The 22,051-nt window shown below is 70.4% G+C and carries 18 protein-coding genes and 2 pseudogenes; 10 read left to right on the forward strand and 10 right to left on the reverse strand.

Features of this window, described 5'->3' with window-relative positions; genetic code table 11:
• Positions 1 to 55: 55 nt before the first annotated feature.
• From HC362_RS33490 to HC362_RS33505, 4 genes are all read left to right on the forward strand, one after another.
• Positions 56 to 265, forward strand: a complete 210-nt coding sequence (locus tag HC362_RS33490) for an MbtH family protein (RefSeq protein ID WP_243088095.1) — start codon at positions 56 to 58, stop codon at positions 263 to 265.
• 388 nt (positions 266 to 653) lie between these two features.
• Positions 654 to 815 (forward strand): class II lantibiotic LanA, encoded by a 162-nt coding sequence (locus tag HC362_RS33495; protein ID WP_099886165.1) that lies wholly within the window; start codon positions 654 to 656, stop codon positions 813 to 815.
• A 90-nt stretch (positions 816 to 905) separates the two neighbouring features.
• On the forward strand, positions 906 to 4,046 hold the full coding sequence (locus HC362_RS33500; RefSeq protein ID WP_243088096.1) for a lantibiotic dehydratase: 3,141 nt from the start codon (positions 906 to 908) through the stop codon (positions 4,044 to 4,046).
• On the forward strand, positions 4,043 to 5,356 hold the full coding sequence (locus HC362_RS33505) for a lanthionine synthetase C family protein (RefSeq protein ID WP_243088097.1): 1,314 nt from the start codon (positions 4,043 to 4,045) through the stop codon (positions 5,354 to 5,356). The genes HC362_RS33500 and HC362_RS33505 overlap by 4 nt, the downstream gene beginning before the upstream one ends.
• 193 nt (positions 5,357 to 5,549) lie before the next feature.
• Here HC362_RS33505 and HC362_RS33510 read toward each other — a convergent pair whose 3' ends face one another.
• Positions 5,550 to 6,341, reverse strand: coding sequence for a helix-turn-helix domain-containing protein (locus tag HC362_RS33510; protein WP_243088098.1), 792 nt, complete (start codon positions 6,339 to 6,341; stop codon positions 5,550 to 5,552).
• 115 nt (positions 6,342 to 6,456) lie between these two features.
• On the opposite strand from HC362_RS33510, the gene HC362_RS33515 reads away from it, so the two are divergent.
• The gene (locus HC362_RS33515) at positions 6,457 to 7,470 is read left to right on the forward strand and encodes an NAD(P)-dependent alcohol dehydrogenase (protein ID WP_243088099.1); all 1,014 of its coding nucleotides are present in this window, start codon (positions 6,457 to 6,459) and stop codon (positions 7,468 to 7,470) included.
• 266 nt (positions 7,471 to 7,736) lie between these two features.
• Here the strand turns inward: HC362_RS33515 and HC362_RS33520 are convergent, their stop codons facing one another.
• Entirely contained in the window at positions 7,737 to 8,651 is a 915-nt protein-coding gene (locus HC362_RS33520) for a LysR family transcriptional regulator (RefSeq protein WP_243088100.1), read from the reverse strand.
• 118 nt (positions 8,652 to 8,769) lie between these two features.
• On the opposite strand from HC362_RS33520, the gene HC362_RS33525 reads away from it, so the two are divergent.
• Entirely contained in the window at positions 8,770 to 9,624 is an 855-nt protein-coding gene (locus HC362_RS33525; protein WP_243088101.1) for an oxidoreductase, read from the forward strand.
• Positions 9,625 to 9,904: 280 nt separating this feature from the next.
• Positions 9,905 to 11,245, forward strand: coding sequence for an MFS transporter (locus tag HC362_RS33530; RefSeq protein ID WP_243088925.1), 1,341 nt, complete (start codon positions 9,905 to 9,907; stop codon positions 11,243 to 11,245).
• A gap of 300 nt (positions 11,246 to 11,545) precedes the next feature.
• On the opposite strand, the gene HC362_RS33535 is transcribed toward HC362_RS33530, so the two are convergent.
• Positions 11,546 to 12,223, reverse strand: a complete 678-nt coding sequence (locus HC362_RS33535; RefSeq protein ID WP_243088102.1) for a response regulator transcription factor — start codon at positions 12,221 to 12,223, stop codon at positions 11,546 to 11,548.
• Positions 12,220 to 13,452 (reverse strand): sensor histidine kinase, encoded by a 1,233-nt coding sequence (locus tag HC362_RS33540; protein WP_243088103.1) that lies wholly within the window; start codon positions 13,450 to 13,452, stop codon positions 12,220 to 12,222. Before HC362_RS33540 ends, HC362_RS33535 begins: the two co-directional genes overlap by 4 nt.
• 307 nt (positions 13,453 to 13,759) lie before the next feature.
• Between HC362_RS33540 and HC362_RS33545 the strand changes: the two genes are divergently transcribed.
• Positions 13,760 to 15,934, forward strand: a complete 2,175-nt coding sequence (locus HC362_RS33545) for an MMPL family transporter (RefSeq protein ID WP_243088104.1) — start codon at positions 13,760 to 13,762, stop codon at positions 15,932 to 15,934.
• A 201-nt stretch (positions 15,935 to 16,135) separates the two neighbouring features.
• On the opposite strand, the gene HC362_RS33550 is transcribed toward HC362_RS33545, so the two are convergent.
• From HC362_RS33550 to HC362_RS33560, 3 genes are all read right to left on the reverse strand, one after another.
• A complete protein-coding gene (locus tag HC362_RS33550) occupies positions 16,136 to 16,324 on the reverse strand; it encodes a hypothetical protein (RefSeq protein WP_243088105.1) in 189 nt (62 codons plus the stop codon).
• A gap of 58 nt (positions 16,325 to 16,382) precedes the next feature.
• Positions 16,383 to 17,492 (reverse strand): DNA alkylation repair protein, encoded by a 1,110-nt coding sequence (locus HC362_RS33555; protein ID WP_243088106.1) that lies wholly within the window; start codon positions 17,490 to 17,492, stop codon positions 16,383 to 16,385.
• A gap of 84 nt (positions 17,493 to 17,576) precedes the next feature.
• Positions 17,577 to 17,876 (reverse strand): hypothetical protein, encoded by a 300-nt coding sequence (locus HC362_RS33560; protein ID WP_243088107.1) that lies wholly within the window; start codon positions 17,874 to 17,876, stop codon positions 17,577 to 17,579.
• Positions 17,877 to 17,984: 108 nt separating this feature from the next.
• Between HC362_RS33560 and HC362_RS33565 the strand changes: the two genes are divergently transcribed.
• Positions 17,985 to 18,530, forward strand: coding sequence for an ABATE domain-containing protein (locus HC362_RS33565; protein ID WP_243088108.1), 546 nt, complete (start codon positions 17,985 to 17,987; stop codon positions 18,528 to 18,530).
• 32 nt (positions 18,531 to 18,562) lie between these two features.
• On the opposite strand, the pseudogene HC362_RS33570 reads toward HC362_RS33565, so the two are convergent.
• Positions 18,563 to 19,241 (reverse strand): annotated as a pseudogene (locus HC362_RS33570) (pyridoxamine 5'-phosphate oxidase family protein).
• Between the two features lie 598 nt (positions 19,242 to 19,839).
• Between HC362_RS33570 and HC362_RS33575 the strand changes: the two are divergent.
• Positions 19,840 to 20,208 (forward strand): carboxymuconolactone decarboxylase family protein, encoded by a 369-nt coding sequence (locus tag HC362_RS33575; protein ID WP_243088109.1) that lies wholly within the window; start codon positions 19,840 to 19,842, stop codon positions 20,206 to 20,208.
• A 216-nt stretch (positions 20,209 to 20,424) separates the two neighbouring features.
• On the opposite strand, the pseudogene HC362_RS33580 reads toward HC362_RS33575, so the two are convergent.
• A pseudogene (locus HC362_RS33580) lies at positions 20,425 to 20,919 on the reverse strand (hypothetical protein); the annotation flags it as partial.
• Positions 20,920 to 21,063: 144 nt separating this feature from the next.
• Complete coding sequence (locus HC362_RS33585) at positions 21,064 to 22,038, reverse strand: polyprenyl synthetase family protein (protein WP_243088111.1); 975 nt, start codon at positions 22,036 to 22,038, stop codon at positions 21,064 to 21,066.
• Positions 22,039 to 22,051: the final 13 nt, after the last annotated feature.

Here is a 22,051-nt window from a genome sequence, read left to right on the forward strand (position 1 = left end):
CGGGAGGCCCCTCCCTTGCGAACCCCTGTCGCCCGAGGAAAGGAAACGAGGAGCGATGACCAATCCGTTCGAGGACGAAGACGCCCACTACCTGGTGGTCGTGAACGACGAGAACCAGCACTCCCTCTGGCCCGCCTGGGCGGACGTGCCGGCGGGCTGGACCGTGGCCCATCCCGAGGCCGACCGCGCCACCTGCCTGGACTACATAGAGCGCCACTGGACGGACATGCGCCCGCGCAGCCTGGCTGAGCGCAGCGAGAGCTGAGTGCGGGGGCGGTTCTCCGACGCACCGGGGTTCGCGGCCGCATTGGCCGGACTCCCCGTCGGCGACCCGGGCCCACGCTCCGGCTGTGGCCCCTCTCCGGAGGGGCGGCGCGCTTTCGAGCCCTGTGTGATCATGGCGCGAAGTCGCCGTAGGCCAGAGGCACGCGAGGCACATGCTTCACACCGGGTCGCCCGGTCCTCACGCTGGGAGTGGAGCCGTGCGAAGCATCTCCGTTCCCGCCTGAGCGAAGGCCAGTTCCGGTCAACTTGCCGCCGCCCAGGCGGTGTTCGACATTCATCGTGCATATGCTCCCGTCTGGTTCGAACAGGACCACGCATGTCGCCGGCGTCCACCCGACATCGGCGAGCCACTGAACGGGAGGAGTCTCATGAGTACCAACCTTCTGCTGGAAGACACCACCACCGACCTCGCCGAGCTGGACCTCGACATCCAGATCTCGGAGACCGAAGGTGAGGGCCCCGCGTTCGCGTCCGGTGGCTACACCTCGCCCAGCACGTACGGGTCGCCCTGCAACCTCTGCTGCTGGTAAGCGTCCCAACGCGCCCGTGTGGGGTGGGGGTCGGTACCCCGCCCCACACGGGTCGCGCCAGTTCCCGGGATCGAGGGAGAGCCAGAACACGTGCGGGACGATCACTACACACCGCAGGACTGCCTGTTCGTACGTACCACGGCGATTTCCCGCACCGGACCGGGTGGCCGTTCCCTCGGCGATGCGGCTGCCCAGGTGCGCGAAGCCGCTGCCGACCCGCTGTTCCGCGAGGCGTTGCACGTCGCCAGCGGCAGCCTCGCCGACTCCCTCGACCGGCTCGACGCGGGGGCCGTTCTCGGGACCAAGCGGTTGCGCCGGACGGCGCTCGCCCTCTCCCGGTACGCGCTGCGAGCCGAGACCAGACCGACGCCCTTCGGACTCTTCGCCGGTGTAGCGCCCGCACGGGCGGCGGACACCACCCGGGTCAGCGTGTCCGGCCCCGGGCGGAAAAAGGTACGGCTGGACGCCGCCTGGCTGACACAGCGCGTCACCGAATGGCTCGAACTCCCCGAGGTCCGGCACAGCGTCGACGTCGTGCTGAGCGACCTGAGCCGAACACGGGGCGGGCGGCTCGTCGTCCCCCGCAACGGGAGCGAGGCCTCCGTCCGTAACACGGCCCTGGTGGAGTGGGTGTGCGAGCGGACGACGCAGCCGGCCCGCTACGCCGTGCTCCTGGAGCAGGCATCGGCCTCTTTCCCCCGCCTCACCTCCGGCCAGGTGGACGCCGCACTGTCTCAACTCGTAGGGCATGGCTTCCTGCTGACCTCCATCACCCCGCAGAACCTGGATGACGCGCTCTACGACCGCATCGCGGCGGCGCTCGCCCCCGTGCCGGAAGCGGCGGCACAACTCGACTCCGTACGCGTCGCGTTGGACGCCTACGCCGCGACGAAGCCCGGCGAGGGCCACGCGGCGTGGCGCAGGCTGATGCGGCTGACCGACCCGGAGGGCACCGCAGCCAGGCCGCCAGTCCACGTCGATCTGCGCATGGACGCCGACGTGCGGATCTCGCGGGCGGTGACCGATGAGGCCGCCCGCTACGCCTCCGCCATGTGGGAGCTCTCCGGGGAGTGGCAGACCCACGCCCACATGCGGACGTACCTGGACCGGTTCCTGGAGGCGTACGGCACCGGAGGCGTGGTTTCGATGGGCCAACTCGTCGACCGGCACCGGGGCATCGGCTTCCCGCCCGGCTACGGCGAGCGCGCTGACGGAGAGCCCACGGGGCACCAGGAACCTGAGCGGCTGCCCAAGGAACGCCGTCTCCTCACACACGACCTGGTGCAGGAAGCACTGCTGAGCGGTGACGACGAGGTCAGGCTCACCCCCGGCCTCGTCGACCGGCTGGCCGCCGGCCGGACGGCCGACGCGGCCGTACCCCCGCCCAGGTCGCTGGAGCTGTGCTTCCACCTGCTGGCCGAGAGCGAACAGGCGATCGACCGAGGCGACTTCAAGCTCCTGTCTCCGCCCTACCCGGGTTCCTGGGTCGCCGGGGCGACCGTCGGACGCTTCGCCGAACTCGTCGGAATGGAAGGCGAGCTGGCGTCGCTCCTGGCCGGTCTCGGTGACGCCGGGACGGTGCCCGCACAGGTGGTGTACCGGCCGCACACGGTGCGCGGGCTCAACATGGCCCAGGTTCCGCCCCTGCTGCCGCACTCGATACCGGTGGGTGTGTACGCAGACCGCGACGCGCCCGGCACCCTGGACTGGCGGCAACTCCTCGTCACACCGGGGCCTTTCGGGCTACGGCTCGTCCTGCCGGACGACGGACGTGAGGTCCTGCCCGTCGTGCCGCACATGCTGGCTCTCGACCGGGAGGCCCCGCCGGTCGCCCGCCTGCTGGTGGAACTTACCTCCGGCAGAGCCCGCACATGGACGGGCTGGAACTGGTGCGGACTGGAGGGGCTGCCTTACCTCCCCCGGATCTCCTACGGCCGCGTCACGATCTTCCCCCGGCGCTGGCTGCCCGACCGGCACCTGCGCACGGCGGCGGACGGCACGCCCGGGTGGGATGAGGCGGTTGCCGCCTGGCGGGAGCGCTACCGCGTACCGGACGAGGTCAACCTCGCCAGGTGGGACCGCATGTACCGGGTGGACCTCACCGACCCCTGGTACCGGGAGGTGTTCCGCCAGGAAGTCCGCGGCGGCGGCTCCCTGGCGATCATGGAGGATCTCACGGACGGCGGACGCGGACTGGGCTGGTCCGGCGGACACAGCACCGAAGTCGTCATTCCGCTCGCCCGGTCCGCCAGCTCACAGGACCAGTACCAAGAAGCCGCACAAGGCCAGTACCAACAAGCCGCACAAGACCGGCGCAAAGAGGCCGCCCACCGGCCGCGCCGCCCAGCGACCGCGCACCGGCCCACGGACCACACCGTTCAGCACCTGCCGGGCGAGGACTGGCTCTACGCCAAGTTCTACGCGGCTCAGGACACGCACGACGAGCTGCTGCACGCCGGCCTCCCCGCGCTGGTGCGCGAGGTCGGGGACGACCTGCAAAGCTGGCACTACATCCGGTACCGCGACCCCGAACCCCACATCCGTCTCCGCCTGCACGGCGAGGCCGAGGCCCTGCGGACCACGGCGTTGCCCCGGCTCGCCGCGGCGAGCCGGGCCTGGCAGGAGAGCGGGCAGATCAAGGGAATGGTCCTCGACACCTACCGGCCCGAAACCGACCGCTACGGTGGACCCGACGCCCTCGCCCACGCGGAGCGCATGTTCTGCGTGGACAGCCAGTCGGCACTGGCCCAGCTCGGAATGCGGGCGCGCGGCGCCCTGGCCCTGCCGGCGCCCGTGCTCGCGGCCGTCAACCACGCGCTGCTGCTGGAATCGCTCGGCGACTGGGACTGGTCGGCCTGGATCAGCCGCGCTCTGCCCAAGGGGCCCGCTCACCCGGCCTACCGGAAATACCAGGCGCAGGCCACAGCGCTGATCGTCCCCGGACGTACTGCCCAGAGCGCTGCCCCCGTACTGGGCGCACCCCTCTCGGCCCTGTGGAGCACCACGCCGGAGACCGGGAAGTACGGTGCGCTGCTGCTGTCCGACGGGGGACGGGCGCCCGGTACCGAACAGCACGCCGAAGCAGTCATGGCGCTGCTGCACATGCAGCACAACCGGCTGCTCGGCATCGACAGAACCGGCGAGGACACCGGCTACGCCGTACTGCGCGGAGTCGCCCGTGACCACCAGGGCCGACTGGCCCACACCCAGGACGGGAAGGAGAGCGGATGACCGCCCCGCGTCACGCGGACGAGGCCCGGGACGTCGCCCGGCAGGTCTTCGACCGGCTCGCAGACCCGGACGCCACCGCTGCCGACACCCGCATTCCGGGCGACGCCTCGCACATCAGCCTGCGCGAGCCCCTCTGGCAGGACCTGGCCCTCTCCAGTGGCTATCCGGGAGTGTCCCTGGCCTTCACCGGCCGCGGCACCCCTGGCCCCGACGACGCCGCGCGAGCACACGCCTACCTCGTCCGGGCGATGCGGGCCACGGCCGCCACCGCCCACGCCCCGGGCGGCATCTACACCGGCCCGGGCGCCGTGGCATTCGCCGTCCTCGTCGCACACCGCGCCACCGGCGGCTACGGCTCCGCTCTCGGCCGGCTCGACGAGCATCAGCGCCGTCTGGTCCACCGTGCTCTTCCCGAGGTCCGTGACACCCCGGCGACGACCAACGGTGAGTTCGAGGTGGTCCGCGGTATGAGCGGCATTGGCCGCTACCTGCTGGCGCGCCGGGAGCAGTGCGAGGAGGAACTGCGGCTCGTTCTCACGTATCTGACGCGCATGGCGCACGGCGAGATCACCCACCGGGGCCATCAGGTGCCCCGCTGGTGGACGTGGGCAGCGCCCAAGCTGGGGCAGGAGGTCGAGATGCCCGACGGGCACCTCAACCTCGGGCTCTCGCACGGTGTGGCGGGGCCGCTCGCCCTGCTCTCCCTGGCCTGGCAGCAGGGCGCGGTCGTCGACGGTCAGCGCGAGGCCATCGAGCGACTGGTCGACCTCCTCCAGCAGTGGACGTACGAGAGCGACGGCGGACTGCTCTGGCCTCCGCACCTGACCCTCGAACGCTGGGTGGCCGGTCCGGACATCCCGCCGCCGCGCCAGCGCCCGTCCTGGTGTTACGGCGCCCCGGGAATCTCCCGCGCGGTACAGCTCGCGGGGCTCGCACTCGACCGTGCCGAGTGGCTCGGACTGGCCCACCGCTCCCTGCTGCCGTTGCTGACCACCGATCCGGACAGTTGGAGCATCGACAACTCCAACCTGTGCCACGGGTGGGGCGGGATGATGCACCTGCTCGCCGTCCTGAACGAGTCCATCGGCGACAAGCGTCTGACCGACCTCGTCGACGGCATGGCGGCCCGCACTCTCGCCCAGTTCCGTCCCGAGTACCGGTTCGGATTCCGGGCCACCCTCACCAGCGCGCCGCAGGGCACCGACGTCCCCGCGTTCCTGGAGGGCGCCGCGGGCACGGCCCTCGCCCTGGACGCCTACGCCGACGGCCGCACCACGACCGACTGGGACATGGCCCTGCTGCTGGCCTGAGGGCTGCGCCGTAACTGCTGGTCGAACTGCGCCGACGGCTCGAAGAGCGCCAGGAAGCTCTCGATACTGCCCGATCCGTCAACCGTAAGAGTGCATCGTCATTCGGTGAGCCTGCGGTAGCAGATGGGGGTGCAGGCGTTGCTGCAGCAAGCCGGTGCGTGTCGGGGGCATACGGTGGACTACCTGAGCCGACTCACCGCGCTCGCAGGATCGCTGCCGACTCCTCGTCCAGGGGCAGGAAGGCTTCCAGGTGCAGTTCCGCCACCGTCACGTCGACGGCGGTGGCGAACGTGGTCCGGGTGGTCAGCAGCCGCAGCTCGCCCTCGGGGCAGCGCAGTCGGAGCGGAACGGCGAATCCCAGCTGGTCCTGGGCGGGTTGGACAGGTGGGAGGTAGCCGGTCAGCTCCTCCGCGAGTGCGGCCAGTTGGGCGTCCTGATGCTGGCGGGCCCGGGCGCGCAGGTTCTCGATGATGTGGCGGCCCCACTCGGCGAGGTTGACGACTCGGCGGGCCATGCCGTCCGGGTGCAGGGCCAGCCGGAAGACGTTCAGCGGCGGTTCGAGCAGCTCCGGTGGCGCGCCGTCGGTGAGCACGTCGAACGTCCGGTTGGCGGCCACGAGTTCACCGTGCGGACGGGCCACCAGCGCAGGGTACGGCAGGTGCCCCTCCAGGATGCGCCGCAGCGCCTCGTGCACCGGCCGAAGCAGCGGTGCGTCCAGCGTGGACTCCGGGTACTGCGCGGCGAAGCCGGCCGCGAGCAGCAGCCCGTTGCGTTCGCGCAGCGTGAGCCCGAGGGATGTGGCCAGGCGCAGCACGATGGCTCGCCCCGGCTGGGAACGGCCACGTTCGATGAAGCTCAGGTACCGCTGTGTGGTCCCCGCCAGGTGGGCCAGTTCCAGCTGGCTGAGACCACGCAGGATGCGCCACCGCCGCACCTGGGCGGGAAAGTCGGCGGGGTCGACTGCTGCGGGGCCCGATTCGCTCACCAGAGCGTTCTAGCGCAGCAGCACGCCGTGTGGCCATTCCCGCCAGGGAATTGAGCGGCGGCTCACGGCACCCGACGATCCATCCGACCACCATCACAGGGAGATCGGATCAGCCATGCGCTCGTACCACTTGCGGACCCCGGGCAGCCTCGACGGGATCGTGCTGCGTGAACGGGAGATCCCCACGCCCGGGCCGGGGGAGATCCTTGTACGGGTCCGCGCCGCAGCCTTCAACAAGCGCGACGCGCTCATCCTGCAGGGCCGCTACCCGCTGCCCATCCGCCCGGACGTGATCCCGCTCAGCGACGGCGCGGGCGAGGTCGTCGCTGCGGGGGAGCGGGTCACCCGGTTCCGGGTCGGTGACCGGGCAGTGGGCAGCTACTGGCCGCGCTGGCACGGCGGCCGGCTCAGCACGGACCTGTACGACCAGCTCGGCAACACCCTGGACGGCATGCTCACCGAGTACGCCCTGCTCGACCAGGAGTGGGCGGTCGGCGTACCCGACTCCCTCGACTGGGCCGAAGCGGCCACCCTGCCTTGCGCCGCCGTGACGGCCTGGACCTCGCTCACCGGCGGACAGGGGCTGCTGCCGGGCCGCACGGTGCTCACTCCGGGCAGCGGCGGCGTCTCACTGTTCGCTCTCCAACTCGCCAAGTCGGCCGGCTGCCAGGTCATCTGCACCACTTCCAGCGATGCCAAGGCCGAGCGACTGAAGACGCTGGGGGCCGACCACGTCATCAACTACGCGACCACACCCGAGTGGAGCGCCGCCGTGCGCCGAATCACCGGTGGCGAGGGCGCGGACCTGGTCCTCGACACCATGGGCCCCGAAACCATCGAGCAGTCGATGCGGTCGTCCGCGCTGTACGGTGAGGTGGTGATGCTGGGCGGCGGCGCCACCGACCCCTACCTGCGGATCGATACCGCCACCTACGCCCGCACCATGGCCACCATCCGCCGGGTCTTCGTCGGCAGCCGGGCGGACCTGGCCGATCTGGTCCGCGCCGTCGATGTGAACGCGATCCGCCCGGTGGTCGACCGGGTCTTCCCGTTCGCCGAGGCCCAGGACGCTTTCGCCTACTACCTTTCCGGTCAGGCGTTCGGGAAAGTGGTGGTCGGTATCGACTGAGCCGGGCAACCCGCGCCTGGATCGGGCCGTAGTTGGTCGTGATCGAGTGCCGACGGCGCGGCCGGAGAAGGCGTCCGGGACCGCCACGGGGACTCCGTGGGCGGCGCTCTCTCCGACGAACGGGTAGAGCCGTTCGCCGGCAGGTTCGCCTGCGACAGACTGATGTACCGGGTCATGACGCACACCGGCCGCAAGGGCTGTAGTCCGCTGTCTGAGCCGCCGCCTGACTCGGAACGGCCACACGAAGTATCGCCGGGAGGCCCGGTTCAGGAAGTGCCGGCTCCCACCGTTGCCGCCGCAGCCAGGTAGGCCAGCACCAGGGGCCGTTCGTCGTCCCGGCGGGCGGCTACCGCCAGGCGGGACGGGGAGATGCCCCTGACTGGCACGGCGATCACCTCGTCCCGGACGACCAGCGAGGCGTTGCCGGTGGCCAGCAGCGCAACGCCCTCGCCGTTGGCGACGGCCTCGTGTGTCTCCTCGGCGCTGCCGACCACCCCGCCTATCCGCGGAGCGTGACCGTCCCGGGCGTCGAGGGCCAGCCAGTAGTCCCGTAGCGGGCCGGCCTCGGAGGGGAGGGCGAGGAACGGCTCGTCCAGGAGCTCGGTGAAGTCCACCGCCCCGTCGCTGTCCGCTGCGGCCCGCGCCGCCAAGGGGTGCCCCTGCGGCAGTGCCACAAGGCGGGGCTCCTGAGCCACCACCACATACTGGTAGCGGGCGCCGTCCGGCAGCGGAAGCCAGACAAAGGCGACATCGCTGGACCCGTCCGCCAATCCGGCGGTGGGATCGGCCCAGTTGACTTGCCGTAGGGCGGGCCGTGCGTGCGGGTGCCGGGAGACCAGGCGGGTTCGCAGGGCGGGCAGCAGCCCGCGGCCCGGGCTGGTGGACATGCCGATCACCAGGGTGTGCAGCTCGGCGGCCCTCGCCTCCTCCACCGCTGCCTCGGCAGCCTCCCATGCGGCCAACATCCCGCGGGCGTGCGGCAGCAGGGCCTCACCCACCGCGGTCAGCCGCACCGCCCGCCGGTCCCGGTGGAACAGACACGCGCCGACCTGCTTCTCCAGCATCCTTATCTGTTTGCTGAGCGCAGGCTGCGAGACGAACAGACGCTCGGCGGCCTGGGTGAAGCTCAAATCCTCGGCGACTGCAGCGAAATAGCGCAGATCGCGCCCATGGACGTCCATAACTCATGGCTATCACGACAGGTCTTGGACGTGGTCCCGGATCCTGGCAAAGGATGTGATCTGTCGGCGGGCAGTTCCCGAACGGCAATTGATGCAGTTGACAAGGGGAGACGAAGAGATGGCTGAGAACGGCAAGGTCTGGCTGGTCACAGGCGCGAGCAGCGGTTTCGGGCGGGCCATCGCCGAGGCCGCGGTCGCCGCCGGTGACACGGTGATCGGCACGGCCCGGCGGACCGAGGCGCTGGCCGACCTGGTCGCCGCGCACCCCGACCGGGTGGAGGCGATCGGCCTGGACGTCACCGACGGCGGGCGGATCGACGTGGTGGCCGCTGACATCCTGGCCCGCTACGGCCGGGTGGACGTGCTGGTGAACAACGCCGGGCGCACGCAGGTCGGGGCGTTCGAGGAGACCACCGACCGGGAGCTGCGCGACCTGTTCGAGCTGCACGTCTTCGGTCCGGCGAGGCTGACCCGGGCGCTGCTTCCGCAGATGCGGGAGCGGGGCAGCGGATCCATCGTGAACATCAGCAGTTTCGGCGGACAGCTGTCCTTCGCCGGGTTCTCCGCGTACAGCGCGACCAAGGCAGCACTTGAGCAGCTGTCGGAGGGCCTGGCCGACGAAGTGGGGCCGTTCGGCATCAAGGTGCTGATCGTGGAGCCCGGCGCGTTCCGCACCAACCTGTTCGGTAAGGGCGCGGCCTACTTTTCCGAGGAGCACGCGGCGTACGCGGAGAAGGTCGGCGCCACCCGGAAGGCGGTACAGGACGGCGCCGGCACGCAGCCCGGGGACCCGGCGAAGGCCGCGGCGGCGATCCGACTGGCCCTGGACGCCGAGAAAACCCCGCTGCGTCTCGCCCTCGGCGGCGACGCGGTGGACTTCCTCGTCGGGCACCTGGACTCAGTGCGGGCCGAGCTCGCCGTGTGGGAGAAGGTCTCCCGAGGAACGGACTTCGACACGCCGGCAGCCGGCTGACAGGCACGTACCGCTACGCCGGGCGGCGGAGCTTCCGCCGCCGGGCATACGCCCACTTCACCGCGCCGGGTGCTCCCGCTACTGGCTCCCGCTGCCAACTGGCCGCTCCCGCTACCAGCTGGCCTGACTGCGGAAGCCCCTGGCTTCCCCTCTCGATTCACACCGTCAAGACGCTCTCAGAAATGCCCCGATGACATCCCCACTGAATTCCCCAGCCATGTCCTCCCCCGGCTCCAGCGCCGTGGCCGATGCGCCGGAGGCGGCCCGGGGTGGTTCCCTCATGGTGCTCGGTGCCGCCCTGCTGGGCTTCTTCCTCATCTCGCTGGACGCGTTGATCGTCACCGTCGCGCTGCCCGACATCGGCCGCAGCCTCGGCGGCGGCATGTCCGGCCTGCAGTGGGTCGTGGACGGATACACCCTGCTCTTCGCTGCCCTGATGCTCTCCGCCGGCGCCCTGTCCGACCGCATCGGAGCCCGCCAGGCATACGGCGGCGGTCTGGTCCTCTTCGGACTGGCCTCAGCCGCATGCGGGTTCGCACCCGGTCTCGGCGTGCTGGTGGCGGCACGGCTGGTCCAGGGGGCCGCGGCGGCCGTGATGATGCCGGCGTCCCTGGCACTGGTCCGCCAAGGCTTCCCCGACCAGGCCGAGCGAGCCCGGGCCATCGCCATCTGGACCGTCGGCGGGGCCGTCGCGGTGGCCGCCGGACCTGTACTCGGCGGCGCACTCACCGCGACCGTGGGCTGGCAATGGATCTTCTTCGTCAACCTCCCAGCCGGCCTCCTGGCACTCGCCCTGCTGACCCGGATACCGGCCTCGCCACGCCTGCCCGCACGGCTTGACATAACCGGGCAGGTGACGGCGGTCGTCGCGATGGGCGCACTGATCTACGGCGTGATCGAAGGCGGCGACAAGGGCTTCGGCCAGCCGCTGGTCATGGCCTCCCTGCTGGTGGCCCTCGTCGCGGCAGTCGCCTTCCTGACCGCACAGGCGAGGGGCGCGCACCCGATGCTCCCACTGCAACTGTTCCGCTCACGAGTGGTGGCGGTGTCCCTGGTGATCGGCTTCATGCTCAACGCCGCTTACTACGGTGGGGTGTTCATCTTCAGCCTGTACCTGCAGCAGGAGCGCGGCCAGTCCGCCCTCCACGCGGGCGTGCTGTTCATCCCGATGACGGCACTGGTGGCCTTGGTGAACCTGGCCTCGGCAAAACTGGCCGCACTGTTCGGCCCCCGGGTACCCATGGTCGCCGGTCAACTGATCGGCGCAGCAGGGCTGCTGGCGCTGCTCACCGTCGGCCCGCACACTCACGTATGGACGCTGGCCGCGCTGATGGTGCCCGTCGGCCTCGGCGGAGCACTGACCATACCCGCGCTGACCGCCATGCTCCTCGACACAGTCCCCGCAAACCGGGCAGGCACCGCATCCGCCCTCCTCAACACCGGCCGCCAAGTCGGCGGAGCCATCGCGGTGGCCGTCTTCGGAGCACTCCTGGCAGGAGCGGACACCTTCCTGACCGGCATGCGCTGGAGCATGCTGATCGCAGCCGCCGGCCTCGTACTGACGGCAGCCACGACGCTGACGCTGCCGCGGCGGGGCAGGCACCAGACCGCGGAGGCGTGAGACTTGCTCCGAGCCTGGGTGCCGCGAAGCGGGCGGCCGGGGGTGACTGGGTGGCCGGTGAGGGAAGCTGCCGGCCGCAGACCCCCACTTCTGCGGGCCACCAGGAACACGGCTCGTCGAAAACGGCAGCAGAGATCGTCACGCGCCCCGAGCGGCAATCCCACCAGTAACCGTTGGGCGGCGGGGAACGGCGCGGACCTGCGGTGGAGCGACTGCGGGGCATGGTCGATGCCCAGAAGCCGCAGTTCGGCCTCATGGCAGACTGTCGAAGGAGCGCGGCGCGTTCCCGTACCGGCGCCGTCAGTGGCCGATGTCGTGGTCGCCCGCTTCGATGAGGCCGCTCTCGTAGGCGAAGATCACGATCTGGATGCGGTCCCGCAGCCCGAGTTTGGTGAGGACGCTCGAGACATGTGACTTGACCGTGGCGGCCCCGATGACGAGCTGCTCGGCGATCTCGGCGTTGCTGGCGCCCCGGGCGACGGCGGTCGTGATCTCGCGCTCGCGGCTCGTGAGCCGTTTCAGGCGGGCCGTGACGGCGGTGTTGACGGTATGGCGCTGTGCGAACCGGTCGATGAAGCGCCGGGTGATCGACGGGGACAGCAGCGTCCCGCCCTCGGCCACGGTCCGCACAGCGGTGGCCAGTTGCTCGGGGCGGATGTCCTTGAGTACGAAGGCACTGGCGCCGGAGCGCAGCGCCTTGTAGACGTACTCGTCCGGGTCGAACGTGGTCAGAATCAGCACCCGGGCGTCCCAGTCGGCCTCCTCAAGGATTCGGGAGGTCGCCTCGAGGCCGTCCAGCTCGGGCATGCGGATGTCCATCAGGATCACGTCCGGGCGGTGCAGGCGGGTCGCCTCGATCGCCTCGATGCCGGTGCCCGCCTCCGCCACCACCTCGATGTCGGGGTGGACCCGGAGAATCATGGCGAAGCCCCGCCGTACCAGCGCCTGGTCGTCGGCCACGACGACGCGGATGCTCACGCGGGCTCTCCCTTGTGCTCGCCGTTGGACTCTCCCTCGGTGGGCAGGTGGGCGGTGAGCCGGAATCCGCCGCCGGGGCGCGGCCGTGCGTCGAGGCTGCCGCCGAGCAGCACGGCTCGTTCCCGCATGCCGACGATGCCATGGCCTGGCAGGCTCTCGTGGGCGGCCGACACGGACGGGACGCCGGCACCGTGGCCGTCGTCTTGCACCTCGATGGTGATGCCGTCGCCGTCGTCGCGCAGGCGCACCTCGGTGCGGGTGCCCGGTCCGCTGTGCTTGAGCACGTTGGTCAGCGCCTCCTGGACGATGCGGTACGCGGAGAGATCCACGCGGGCCGGGAGCGGGCCCCGTACATCGTTGGTGACCGAGACGTCCAGACCCGCCTCGCGGACCTCGGCCAGCAGCCGGGGCAGATCGGCCAGGCCTGCCTGGGGGACCAGACCGCCGCGCTCGGCCTGAGGCCGCAACACTCCCAGCAGGTGCCGCAGCTCGTCCAGCGCCTGGCGGCCCGCCTCCTCCACCGCCGTCATCGCCTCCAGGGCGCCCTGCGGATCCTCGGCGGCCACCATCCGGGCCGCGCCCGCCTGCACGGTCATCATGCTCACCCGGTGGGCGACCACATCGTGCAGTTCACGGGCGATGTGCGTGCGCTCCTCGGTCACGATCCGCCGTGCCTCGGCGGCCTGCTCCTTGCGGAGCCGGACGACGCGCTCGGCGCGCAGCCGCAGGCGGCGGCCCAGGTACCAGGCACCGGACATGACGACGGCCCCGAAGCCGATATCGCCCCAGGGGAGAGAACCCAGGAGGCCGTCGATCGTGACCGCGGCGGCGGCCACGACGATGCCCACGGGGCCCCACCGGGTGTCGTCCGTATGCCGACCGACGCTGTACAGCGCGACGATCACCACCCCGCCCAGAGTGGCGTAGCTGCTGCCCAGCGTCGGCGCCCACGCGGCGAGCGCCACGTACAGGACCGCGACCGGCTGGTGCCGACGCCGGTACAGCGCCGCGCCGGCCAGCACGAAGAGCAGGAGGACGGGCAGGGGGACGTCCGTGAGCGGGCGGAAGAGCAGCGAGTCTCCCGGCCCCTCCTCCAGGAACGTCGTCGCCAGGAACAGCGCGGTCGCGAGGACGGCGTCCGCGCCCCGCGGCCAGCGGGTGAACGGGCCGCGGAACCTGCCGGGCAGGCTGCGGCCCGGGAGTTCGGGGTGCGGAGCCGTGCCGTTCATCGTCGCTCCATCGAGAGGTGTCCGGTGCCCTGGCGCGGGATGTGGGGTATCCGGACGCACCGGGCGAGTCATCGTAATTCCAGCTCCACCGCACCGTCACCCGTCTGCGGACGGATCTGCCCTCCGCCCCCCGGCGGAGACGCAGCGTTGTTCTCCCCACCGCGCGCGGGAGCCGGAACCCACCGGGCGGCGGGAGACGGCGCGGCTGCCCGCGACCACGCTGGAAGCGCTCGCTTCATCGCCGCCCGGCACCCGAGGCCGGTGGCATCACAGGGTTTGTCGCCCGCCGTCTCACAGGAGCCCCGCCATGAACCGACTCACGCGCCGTATCGGAGACGCGAGCGCAGGCCGACCGTGGGTGACCATCGCCGTCTGGCTGGCCGCCCTCGCTCTCGTACTGCCCCTGGCCGCTGTGGCCGGCGCCTCGTTCGTCGACGACCTCGTCGCTCCCGGCAGCCAGAGCGAGCGGGCGATGGAATTGCTTGAAGGGCGCTTCCCCGAAGCATCCGGCGGCAGCGCCAAGGCGGTCTTCGCCGCGCCGGAAGGCGAGCGGATCGAGCGCCACCGGCCCGCGATCGAGGCGGCGCTCGACCGGATCGCCGAGGTGGAGCACGTCGCCGCGGTCACCGACCCCTTCACCGCCGGCACGGTCTCGCCGGACGGACGGATCGGCTTTGCCCAGGTCACCTTCGACATACCGACGATGGACGTGGACCCCGAGGAGATCGAGGCCCTGGGCGCCGCGGTCGAACCCGTACGCGGCGATGGGCTGACCGCCGAACTCGGCGGCGACACCGTCTTCATCAACGCCGAGACGCCGGCATCGGGCGCTGAGGCGGCGGGCCTGCTGACCGCGCTGGTCATCCTGGTGGTCGTGTTCGGCACGGTTGTGGCCGCGCTGGTCCCCGTCGCGCTCGCCCTGGTCGCCGTCGCCGCCGGGCTGGGCGGCATCGCACTGCTGTCCCACACCATGGACGTCTCCAGCGCCGCACCCACGATCGGCGCGATGATCGGCCTCGGCGTCGGCATCGACTACGCCCTGTTCATCGTGGCCCGCTGCCGTGAGAACCGCGCCGGCGGCCAGGACAACCGCACCGCGCTGTCGAACGCCATGAGCTCATCGGGCGCGGCCGTCCTGTTCGCCGGTGGCACCGTCGTCGTGGCGATGTCCGCGCTCGCGCTGACCGGCCTGGGCTTTCTGACCTCGATCGGCCTGAGCACCTCGCTGGTCGTGCTGTTCGCCGTGGCGACCGCCCTGACACTGCTGCCCGCACTGCTGACCCTGCTGGGCGACCGTATCCACAAGGAGGGGCGGATTCGGAGGTTCGGCCGACGGCGGAGTTCCGGCAGGCCCGAGGACACGGCATGGTGGCGGTTCGCCCACCACATCTCCCACCGGCCATGGCGCTACCTGCTCGCCGCGTCCGCGGTGCTGCTCGCCCTGGCCGCGCCCGCCCTGCGCATGGAGACCGGCTTCCCGGACGCGGGTGACGACGCGACCACCACCACCCACCGCCGCGCCTACGACCTGCTGGCGGAGGGCTTCGGCCCCGGCTTCAACGCTCCGCTGCTGATCGTCGCCGACCTGCGCGGGCCCGGCGTGGACGCCGAAGGCATCCCCGAACTGTCCCGGCACCTGGCCGCCGACCCCGGCATCGCGTCGGTGGGCGAGCCGCAGATCTCCGCGGCGGCGGACACCGTCGTCCTGCCCGCGCTGCCCACCACCGCCCCGGCGGACGCCGCGACTTCCGACACTCTCGAACGCATCCGCGACACGGTCCCCGACAACGTCGCCGTATCGGGCCTGACCGCCATGACCGACGACCTCACCCGCCAACTCGCCTACGCCCTGCCGCTGTTCGTCGGCGCGATCATCCTGGTGTCGTTCCTCCTGCTGATGCTGGTGTTCCGCTCCGTCGTGGTGCCGCTGAAGGCCGCCTTGATGAACATGCTGTCCATAGCGGGCGCGTACGGCGTCGTGGTGGCCGTCTTCCAGTGGGGCTGGCTGGGGGGCCTGTTCAACCTCGACGAGACACTGCCGATCGCCTCGCCCATGCCGACGATCTTCTTCGCGGTCCTCTTCGGCCTGTCCATGGACTACGAGGTGTTCCTGCTCTCTCGGGTGCGCGAGGAATACGACGCCACGGGGGACACCAAGGAGTCGGTGGCACGCGGCATGGCGGTCACGGGCCGAGTCATCACCTCCGCCGCGCTGATCATGACGGTCGTCTTCCTCAGCTTCGTCGCCAATCCCTCGCCGCTCGTCAAGATGATGGGCCTGGGCCTGGCGACCGCGATCGTCCTCGACGCCACGATCGTCCGTATGGTGCTCGTGCCCGCGGCCATGGTGTTGCTGGGGCACGCGAACTGGTGGCTGCCCCAGCCCTTCGACCGGTGGCTGCCCCGCATCGGCACGGAGGGTGCTGCCGTCCCGCCGCAGCCCGAGCCCATGCTCGCCCCCACGGCCTCCCGGAGGGACTGATGCCAGGGGGCAGTCCGCAGCTCGGGACGGGCGCGACTTCACCACCGACACCGTTCTTCTGCTCTCCGGGACGGAAGACGCCCGATGACCGCGCTCCTGACGCCCTCGACCCGTGCGCTCCATCGTGCTGGTCTGATCGGGGCCGTGGTGGCCTTCGCGTGTGCGGTTGCCTTTCCTCTTCGACACCCTCTTTGTCATCGCCTACCTGACCACCTTCGCCGCGGCCAGGGCTCTGACCATCTCCCGCCTGCTCGGTACATGCAGCTTCACCGCTGTGATCACGGCCGGCGCCCTGGAGATGGCGGAGAGCGGCGTTCTCGCCGTCCACGCGGCCCAGGCGTCCGTAATGGAGCCGGCCCTCGCGGCGGCGGGCACTTTCGTGCTGTTCACCGTCGCGGGTGTGGCCCGTCCCGAGCTGGCCGCGCTGGAGGCGTTGCCGACCTGCTGCTCATGGGGCTGCTGGCGGGTGTCTTCGCCCGCAGAGGCTGAAGGCGGCGGACCCGTGAGGCTGCCCGTTGATCTGGAGCTGCACACGGTGGACGCCGGGGTAGTAGCGGCGGGTGCTGAGCTCTCGGAAGGAATGCCGCCGGACGGCCGACCAGCGCTCACCGGGGGCGAGAGTGCGGGTGGCCAGCTTGAAGACCTTCGGGGTGAGATCGCCGTTCGCCTTGCGGTGATGGATGACGTAGTCGATGACGAGGCATGTGCGACGGGAGCCGGTGTTGGTGATCTCGTAGCCGAAGGCGAGGTGCTCGCCGATGTGTACCTCAGGTGTGTGGACGTCGAGGCCTACCTGGACGGCCGCGTCGGGGTCGTGACCCAGGAGCGCCAGGGCGTCGGAGTGGCCGGCCTTGACGAGCGTCCGCAGGCCGTGGCGGATCAGGGCGGGTGTGGTGGGAGCCGGGTTGGAGAGCCAGCGGGCGGCGGTGGCGACGGCCGTATCCGGGTGGTCGCGGCTGACGTCGTTGAGGTGGTTGGCGACCGATCGACGCACGTATTCGCTCGTGTCGCGGTACAGCGCGTCCAGGACTGGCAGGGCGGGCGTGGGGTCGGCGACGAGTGCGGTCAGTCGTGGCGCCCACGGCAGTCGAGGCCGCGTGCCCTCGCTTGCGAGGCGGCGCACGTGGTGATCGGGGTGGCGAGTCCATTCCAGGGTCGGCCGCAGGGCCCGGTGGAGATCGTGGTGGAGGAAGGGGCGTACCGCCATTTCCGCGGTGAGCCGCGGTGTGAGGGCGGCGAGCAGGCCGAGTGCTGGTTCGAACACGCCGCGACTCAGGGCGCGTTCCGCGACCGCCGCGTTGACGGGGAAGGTCATCCATCCGTTGAAGTCGGGTCGGCGCAGGGCCGCGTGGACGACGGAGGCGAAGGTGGGGTAGTCCTCCGGCAGGTCGGCGAGGACGGCTTCCTTCACGGCGGTGACGCGCCGGCTGAAAGCCAGGCCCTCCAACTGGGCGGCGCAGTTGTGGATGGCAGTGGCCGGTGCGGCGCCCGCTGCCGCCATGGCGGAGGCCAGCAGGCCGGTGGTGCGTTCGTTGATCAGTTCGTCGGCCGTGGGCACGGCTGTCCTTTCTGTCCGGGTCCGGCACCGGCACCGGCGGCGCGCTCGCCCGGCGTGGTCGAGTGCGCCGCCGGGCCTGCCCGGTTACGGCTGGGTGCTGTGCAGTACCTCGGCGTGCCGCATCTCGTGGACCTCACCGATCAGGCTGAAGAACCCGGCGGCGGCGGGGTCGCCGGGCATCTCGCGCGCCGCGCGCGCGGCGGCCTCGGGCGAGGCCCACAGGAGGAGGTCGAGGAGCGAGCCGTCCTCGCAGAGCGCGAGGTGCGCGCCGAGGAAGTCGCTTCCGTAGCGCTCACGCAGGAGGGAGATCAGCGTGCCACGCTGCGCGGACAGCTCCGCCGGGTCGGTGGTCTCGAAACGGACGTACTCGATGGTCGCACTCACAGGGCGTTCCTTCCGAAGAACGTTTCACGGATTCGTGACGCCGAATCCGTGATCAGAAGCTATCACGCGTTTGGCAGGGCGAATCCGTGCTTTCGGTAGGTTGGGGGGATGCCCCTCAGGAACCTGCGCGAGATGCCGTGGATCGGAGAGTCGCCGGTGACGGATCTGGCCAACACCGTCCTCGTCGGAGCCGGACCCGCGGGCGAGGAGGTCGACCTGCTTGCCGATCCGCAACTGCTCGCCTCATGGCGCGACAAGGCCGTCGACCGGCAGCTCGCGAACCTCCCCGTGGACCAGCTCCAGGAGCTGCGCGAGCCGGTGCGCCTCGCGCTGGACGCGGGGGCACGGCAGATCCCCCTACCCGGCCCGGCTCGCACCCGGCTCAACACCCTGGCCGCGCAGGCACCGGTGACCTTTCAGGTCGATGACGCCGGCCATTTGACGGAATGCGAGGCCGGCGGCCCGGTCGCCGCCGCGGTGGCCCGTCAGGCACTCGTGCTGGCCGCCGGACCGGATCAGGCGAGGCTGCGCCGCTGTCCCGCGCCCAGCTGCGGGATGTTCTTCCTCGCGCGCAGGCGCGATCAGGCGTGGTGCTCGATCGGCTGCGGCAACAGGGCGCGCGCTGCCCGCCGGAGCGGGCAGCGGGTGGGGTGAGCCCTCCCCGGCGAGCCTCGGCCCGCTGTCCGTCAGCCGTCGCCGTGGGTCGCCGCCATCAGCTCTCGCCGCAGCAAGAGCCGCTTGCCTTCCGCGGGGTCCGGCGTCGGTTCTCCGAAGGGTGGTCACCATGGGCAGGACGCCGGCCCATAGTGCGAGCTCCGCGTCGGGCCCGTCGCCGTCATCGGGGCCGCGCGTGTGGACCATGACCGAGGACTCCTCAAGGGACAGAGCCAGAAGGGAAGGCGCCGCCATTTCCTTGCGGTTGGGTTGGCGTGCGTAGTCCCACTGCCCCCGGTGCGGCGTGTTCGGTCAGGCAGCGCAGCCCGGCGAGCTTTCCTCGGCGTCGGTGACGAGGCGGGGGACGCCGTGGATCATCGCGCTGCGGTAGTTGGCGCCATGTTCGAACACCGACCGCGCAAGCACCAAGCCGTCCACATGCGTCACCCTGACGCAGATGGCCGCATTCGGTGAGGCGACCAGGCTGCGGCTCGCCACCGAGCCATGGAAGTACAGGTTCTGTCCGTCGGCTCCGTAGACCGTCGGGACCACCATGAGATGCCCGTCGACGACGACACCGAAGTGACAGATGAAGCCTGCGCTCAGGATGACGTTGAGTTCCGCACGGTCGAGACTTCCCTGCTCACGCAGTCGGCGGTGACGGGTGCGTTCGGTCTCCGGCAGCGTGGCTGACAGTGGGCTGTGGTTCACATCGGCTCCTTCCAGGCGACGCTGATACTCGGCTCTTCGGTTCCAGGTGTGACGTTTCACGGCTGCGGGTGGATTGAGGGCCAAGGGTCGAGAGCTCGGCGCCCCTACGGCTTCTCGCCACGGTTCAGCCGACCCGTGGCGATGCTTCCGTTCTGACCTCGGAGCGGCGCCCGGGCAGGCAGTTGCTCGTTGAGGCACCGCTGACGTGCTGCCAGCAGGGCACGGCGTCGCACCCCCTGCCGACGTGAGTGAAGCACCCAAGGGCGAGGCCCGGGCATCACCCTGGGGCCCATGAGCTATCGATACCGCACCACCAAGGCCAGAGCGTTACGAAATCAGTTGGCAATGGGTCGGTAGTGCACGGATTCCTTGATAGGCGTCTCGGGTGTGTGCCACACTCCTTGATCATCGGCCGGCCGTGCGAGGACCGTCTCCACCGGACAAGGGCATCCGAGAAGCGGGCCACTGAAAGAGATCAAGCTCAAGGGGCGACCGAGCACGGCGCCGAAGACCGTTCCCGCCGAAGAACGTTCCCGGAGATGTGCTACCGACCGCCATCGGCGGCACCTCTCTCACCACGTGCTGAGGAGTGATTTCGATGACCGCTACGCCTTCCCCGGAAGCCTTCCGCGAAGCCAAAACCCAGGGTAACGAGCGTCTGCGCAAGGGCGGTTCGTTCTTCGAATCCTTCTTCGCGCTGGACACGGCAGCGTACGAGCCTGGTGCACTGCCCGTATCGGTGAAGGAACTGCTCGGTCTCATGGTGTCCGTGATGAAGGACTGCGAAGAGTGCGTCTATCACCACCTCAAGCGGTGCGACGAAGAGGGCGTCTCTCGAAACCAGGTGCTCGAGGCACTGCAGATTGCGCTGGCTGGTGCCGGGTCGGTTACCGTTCCGCTCCTTCGCCGGGCCGTCACCTTCATGGAGAAGCTTCCGAACCTTGGCGAAGGAGAACATGAGGCTTGAACCGCTCAGGGCTGAGGGCACTCGGTCCTGAACGGGCCGCTACTCCACCAGCTCCGACTCGGTACGGGTGGGTCCACGGCAGGAGTGCTCAAGTATCGGGAACCACGTGCGACCGGAACGCGGAGAGGGCTGTCAGCGGGGCGCTGAGCGGGAACGAGTGGGAGGGGCTCATGTCCTGCTCGCCATACCACAGGTCGATGGGGACGGTGAACTGGCTCAGGTCGAATTCGACGAGCGCTCAGCGAGCGCGCCGGCGTGCAACGCGAGCAGCGCGGGTGGCAGTTGGCCCAGGAACGTGAGCCAGGCGACTTCGCTGGTGGTGGCATCCAGTTCTGTCACGGCCAGCACGGGAACCGCCATCAAGCTGACGGAACTGCCCGCCACGCTGGCTGTCTGGCCGCTCAAGTACCGTCGGAAGTGCCGGCTGCCGGGGACCGGCTCGAGCCACGGGACCGCGTTGCGCCGGAAACACTGGTTGACCGGCGCGAGGTCGGAGGCGCCGTCCAGGGAGAAGAGGGTGAGAGCGAGGCTGGTGGCGCCGTCGTCGAGGGCGCACAGGTGGCTGCCGCAGCTTGGGCAGCGACCACGTCGGGAGTCCGGCCAGGTGCAGTACCAGGTCGGCTCGCCCTCTTTTCCGGTCCAGGTCAGCCCGCTCATGGGGAAGGAGACCCAGGCCATCACCGGCCTCCGGGAGAGCTTCTGACAGTGCGGACAGCTACAGGTTTCCCTGTCGAGTTGATGTGTTCAGAGCTTTCGCGTACGCCTGACCACTGTTGCGGGGCGGGTGCGGCAGTAGACGCCGAGGGGCTTGAGACGTCGAGGGGCTTGGCCGAGCCGTGGCTGACAGGGGCTCTGTCAGCGCTGGCGGTCGGCTGCTGATGTGGCCAGTTCGGCGAGGTGGGTGGAGCCCGGCAGGCCGACGAGTTCGGCGCGTGCTTGTTCGGCGCAGGAGGATGCCATCTCGGCCGCCTTGGTGAGAGCACCAGTGTGTGTCAGCACGGCGAGGATGTCTCGGTGTGCGATGACAGGGTCGGTGCCGCCGCGGAATACGGTGGCCAGGCGGTTGCGGTCGGTCTCGTCGGCGGCTTCGTAGGCGAGCAGTACGGGCAGGGTGGGCTGGAGGTTGGCGACGTCGCTGGTGGCTGTCTTGCCGGTGACCTGGTCTTCGGCGGTGTAGGGGAGCAGGTCGTCACGGATTTGGAAGGCCATGCCGAGTTGTTCTCCGTACTGGCGCAGGGCCTGGTGCTGCTTTGGGGTTGCTCCGGCAAGGATCGCCCCGGCCTGGCAGGCGGCGCCGGTCAGTGCGGCGGTCTTGGCCTGCATGACGTCAAGGACGGTCGGCACTCCGCAGGCCAGATCACCGCGGATTTCCGTTTCGCGCATGAAGCCCTGACACATGTGCCGCAGGGCGTCGACGGTGACCCGTGCTGCCTGCAGCACATGCTCGGCGGGGCCGCCGCTGAGCAGGGCCGCGATTCCGGCCATCGACAGTCCGTCGCCTGCCACCAGGGCTTCGGCGAGGCCGTATTGCTCGGCGGTGGAAGCCCGACCGCGGCGTACCGGGTCCTGGTCGATGATGTCGTCGTGGACGAGGCTGGCGACGTGCAGGCATTCGATGCCGGCCGCGAAAGCCAGTACCTGGTCGGCGGTGCCACCGACAGCTTTGGCCGACTCCATGCACAGCACGGGGCGAAGGAACTTGCCCGGGGGGAACAGCGCGTCCAGACAAGCCAGCTCCAGCAGGCTGTCCCCGCTGCCCACCCAGCGCAGCAACTCGGCCTCCAGGAGCGGAATCCGTTTACCCTTGGCTGAGGTCCCGGCTACGAACATGACAGGTCCTTTC

Origin of the sequence: Streptomyces sp. 891-h (genome assembly GCF_022760275.1) — a bacterium.
Taxonomy (GTDB): Bacteria; Actinomycetota; Actinomycetes; order Streptomycetales; family Streptomycetaceae; genus Streptomyces; species Streptomyces spirodelae.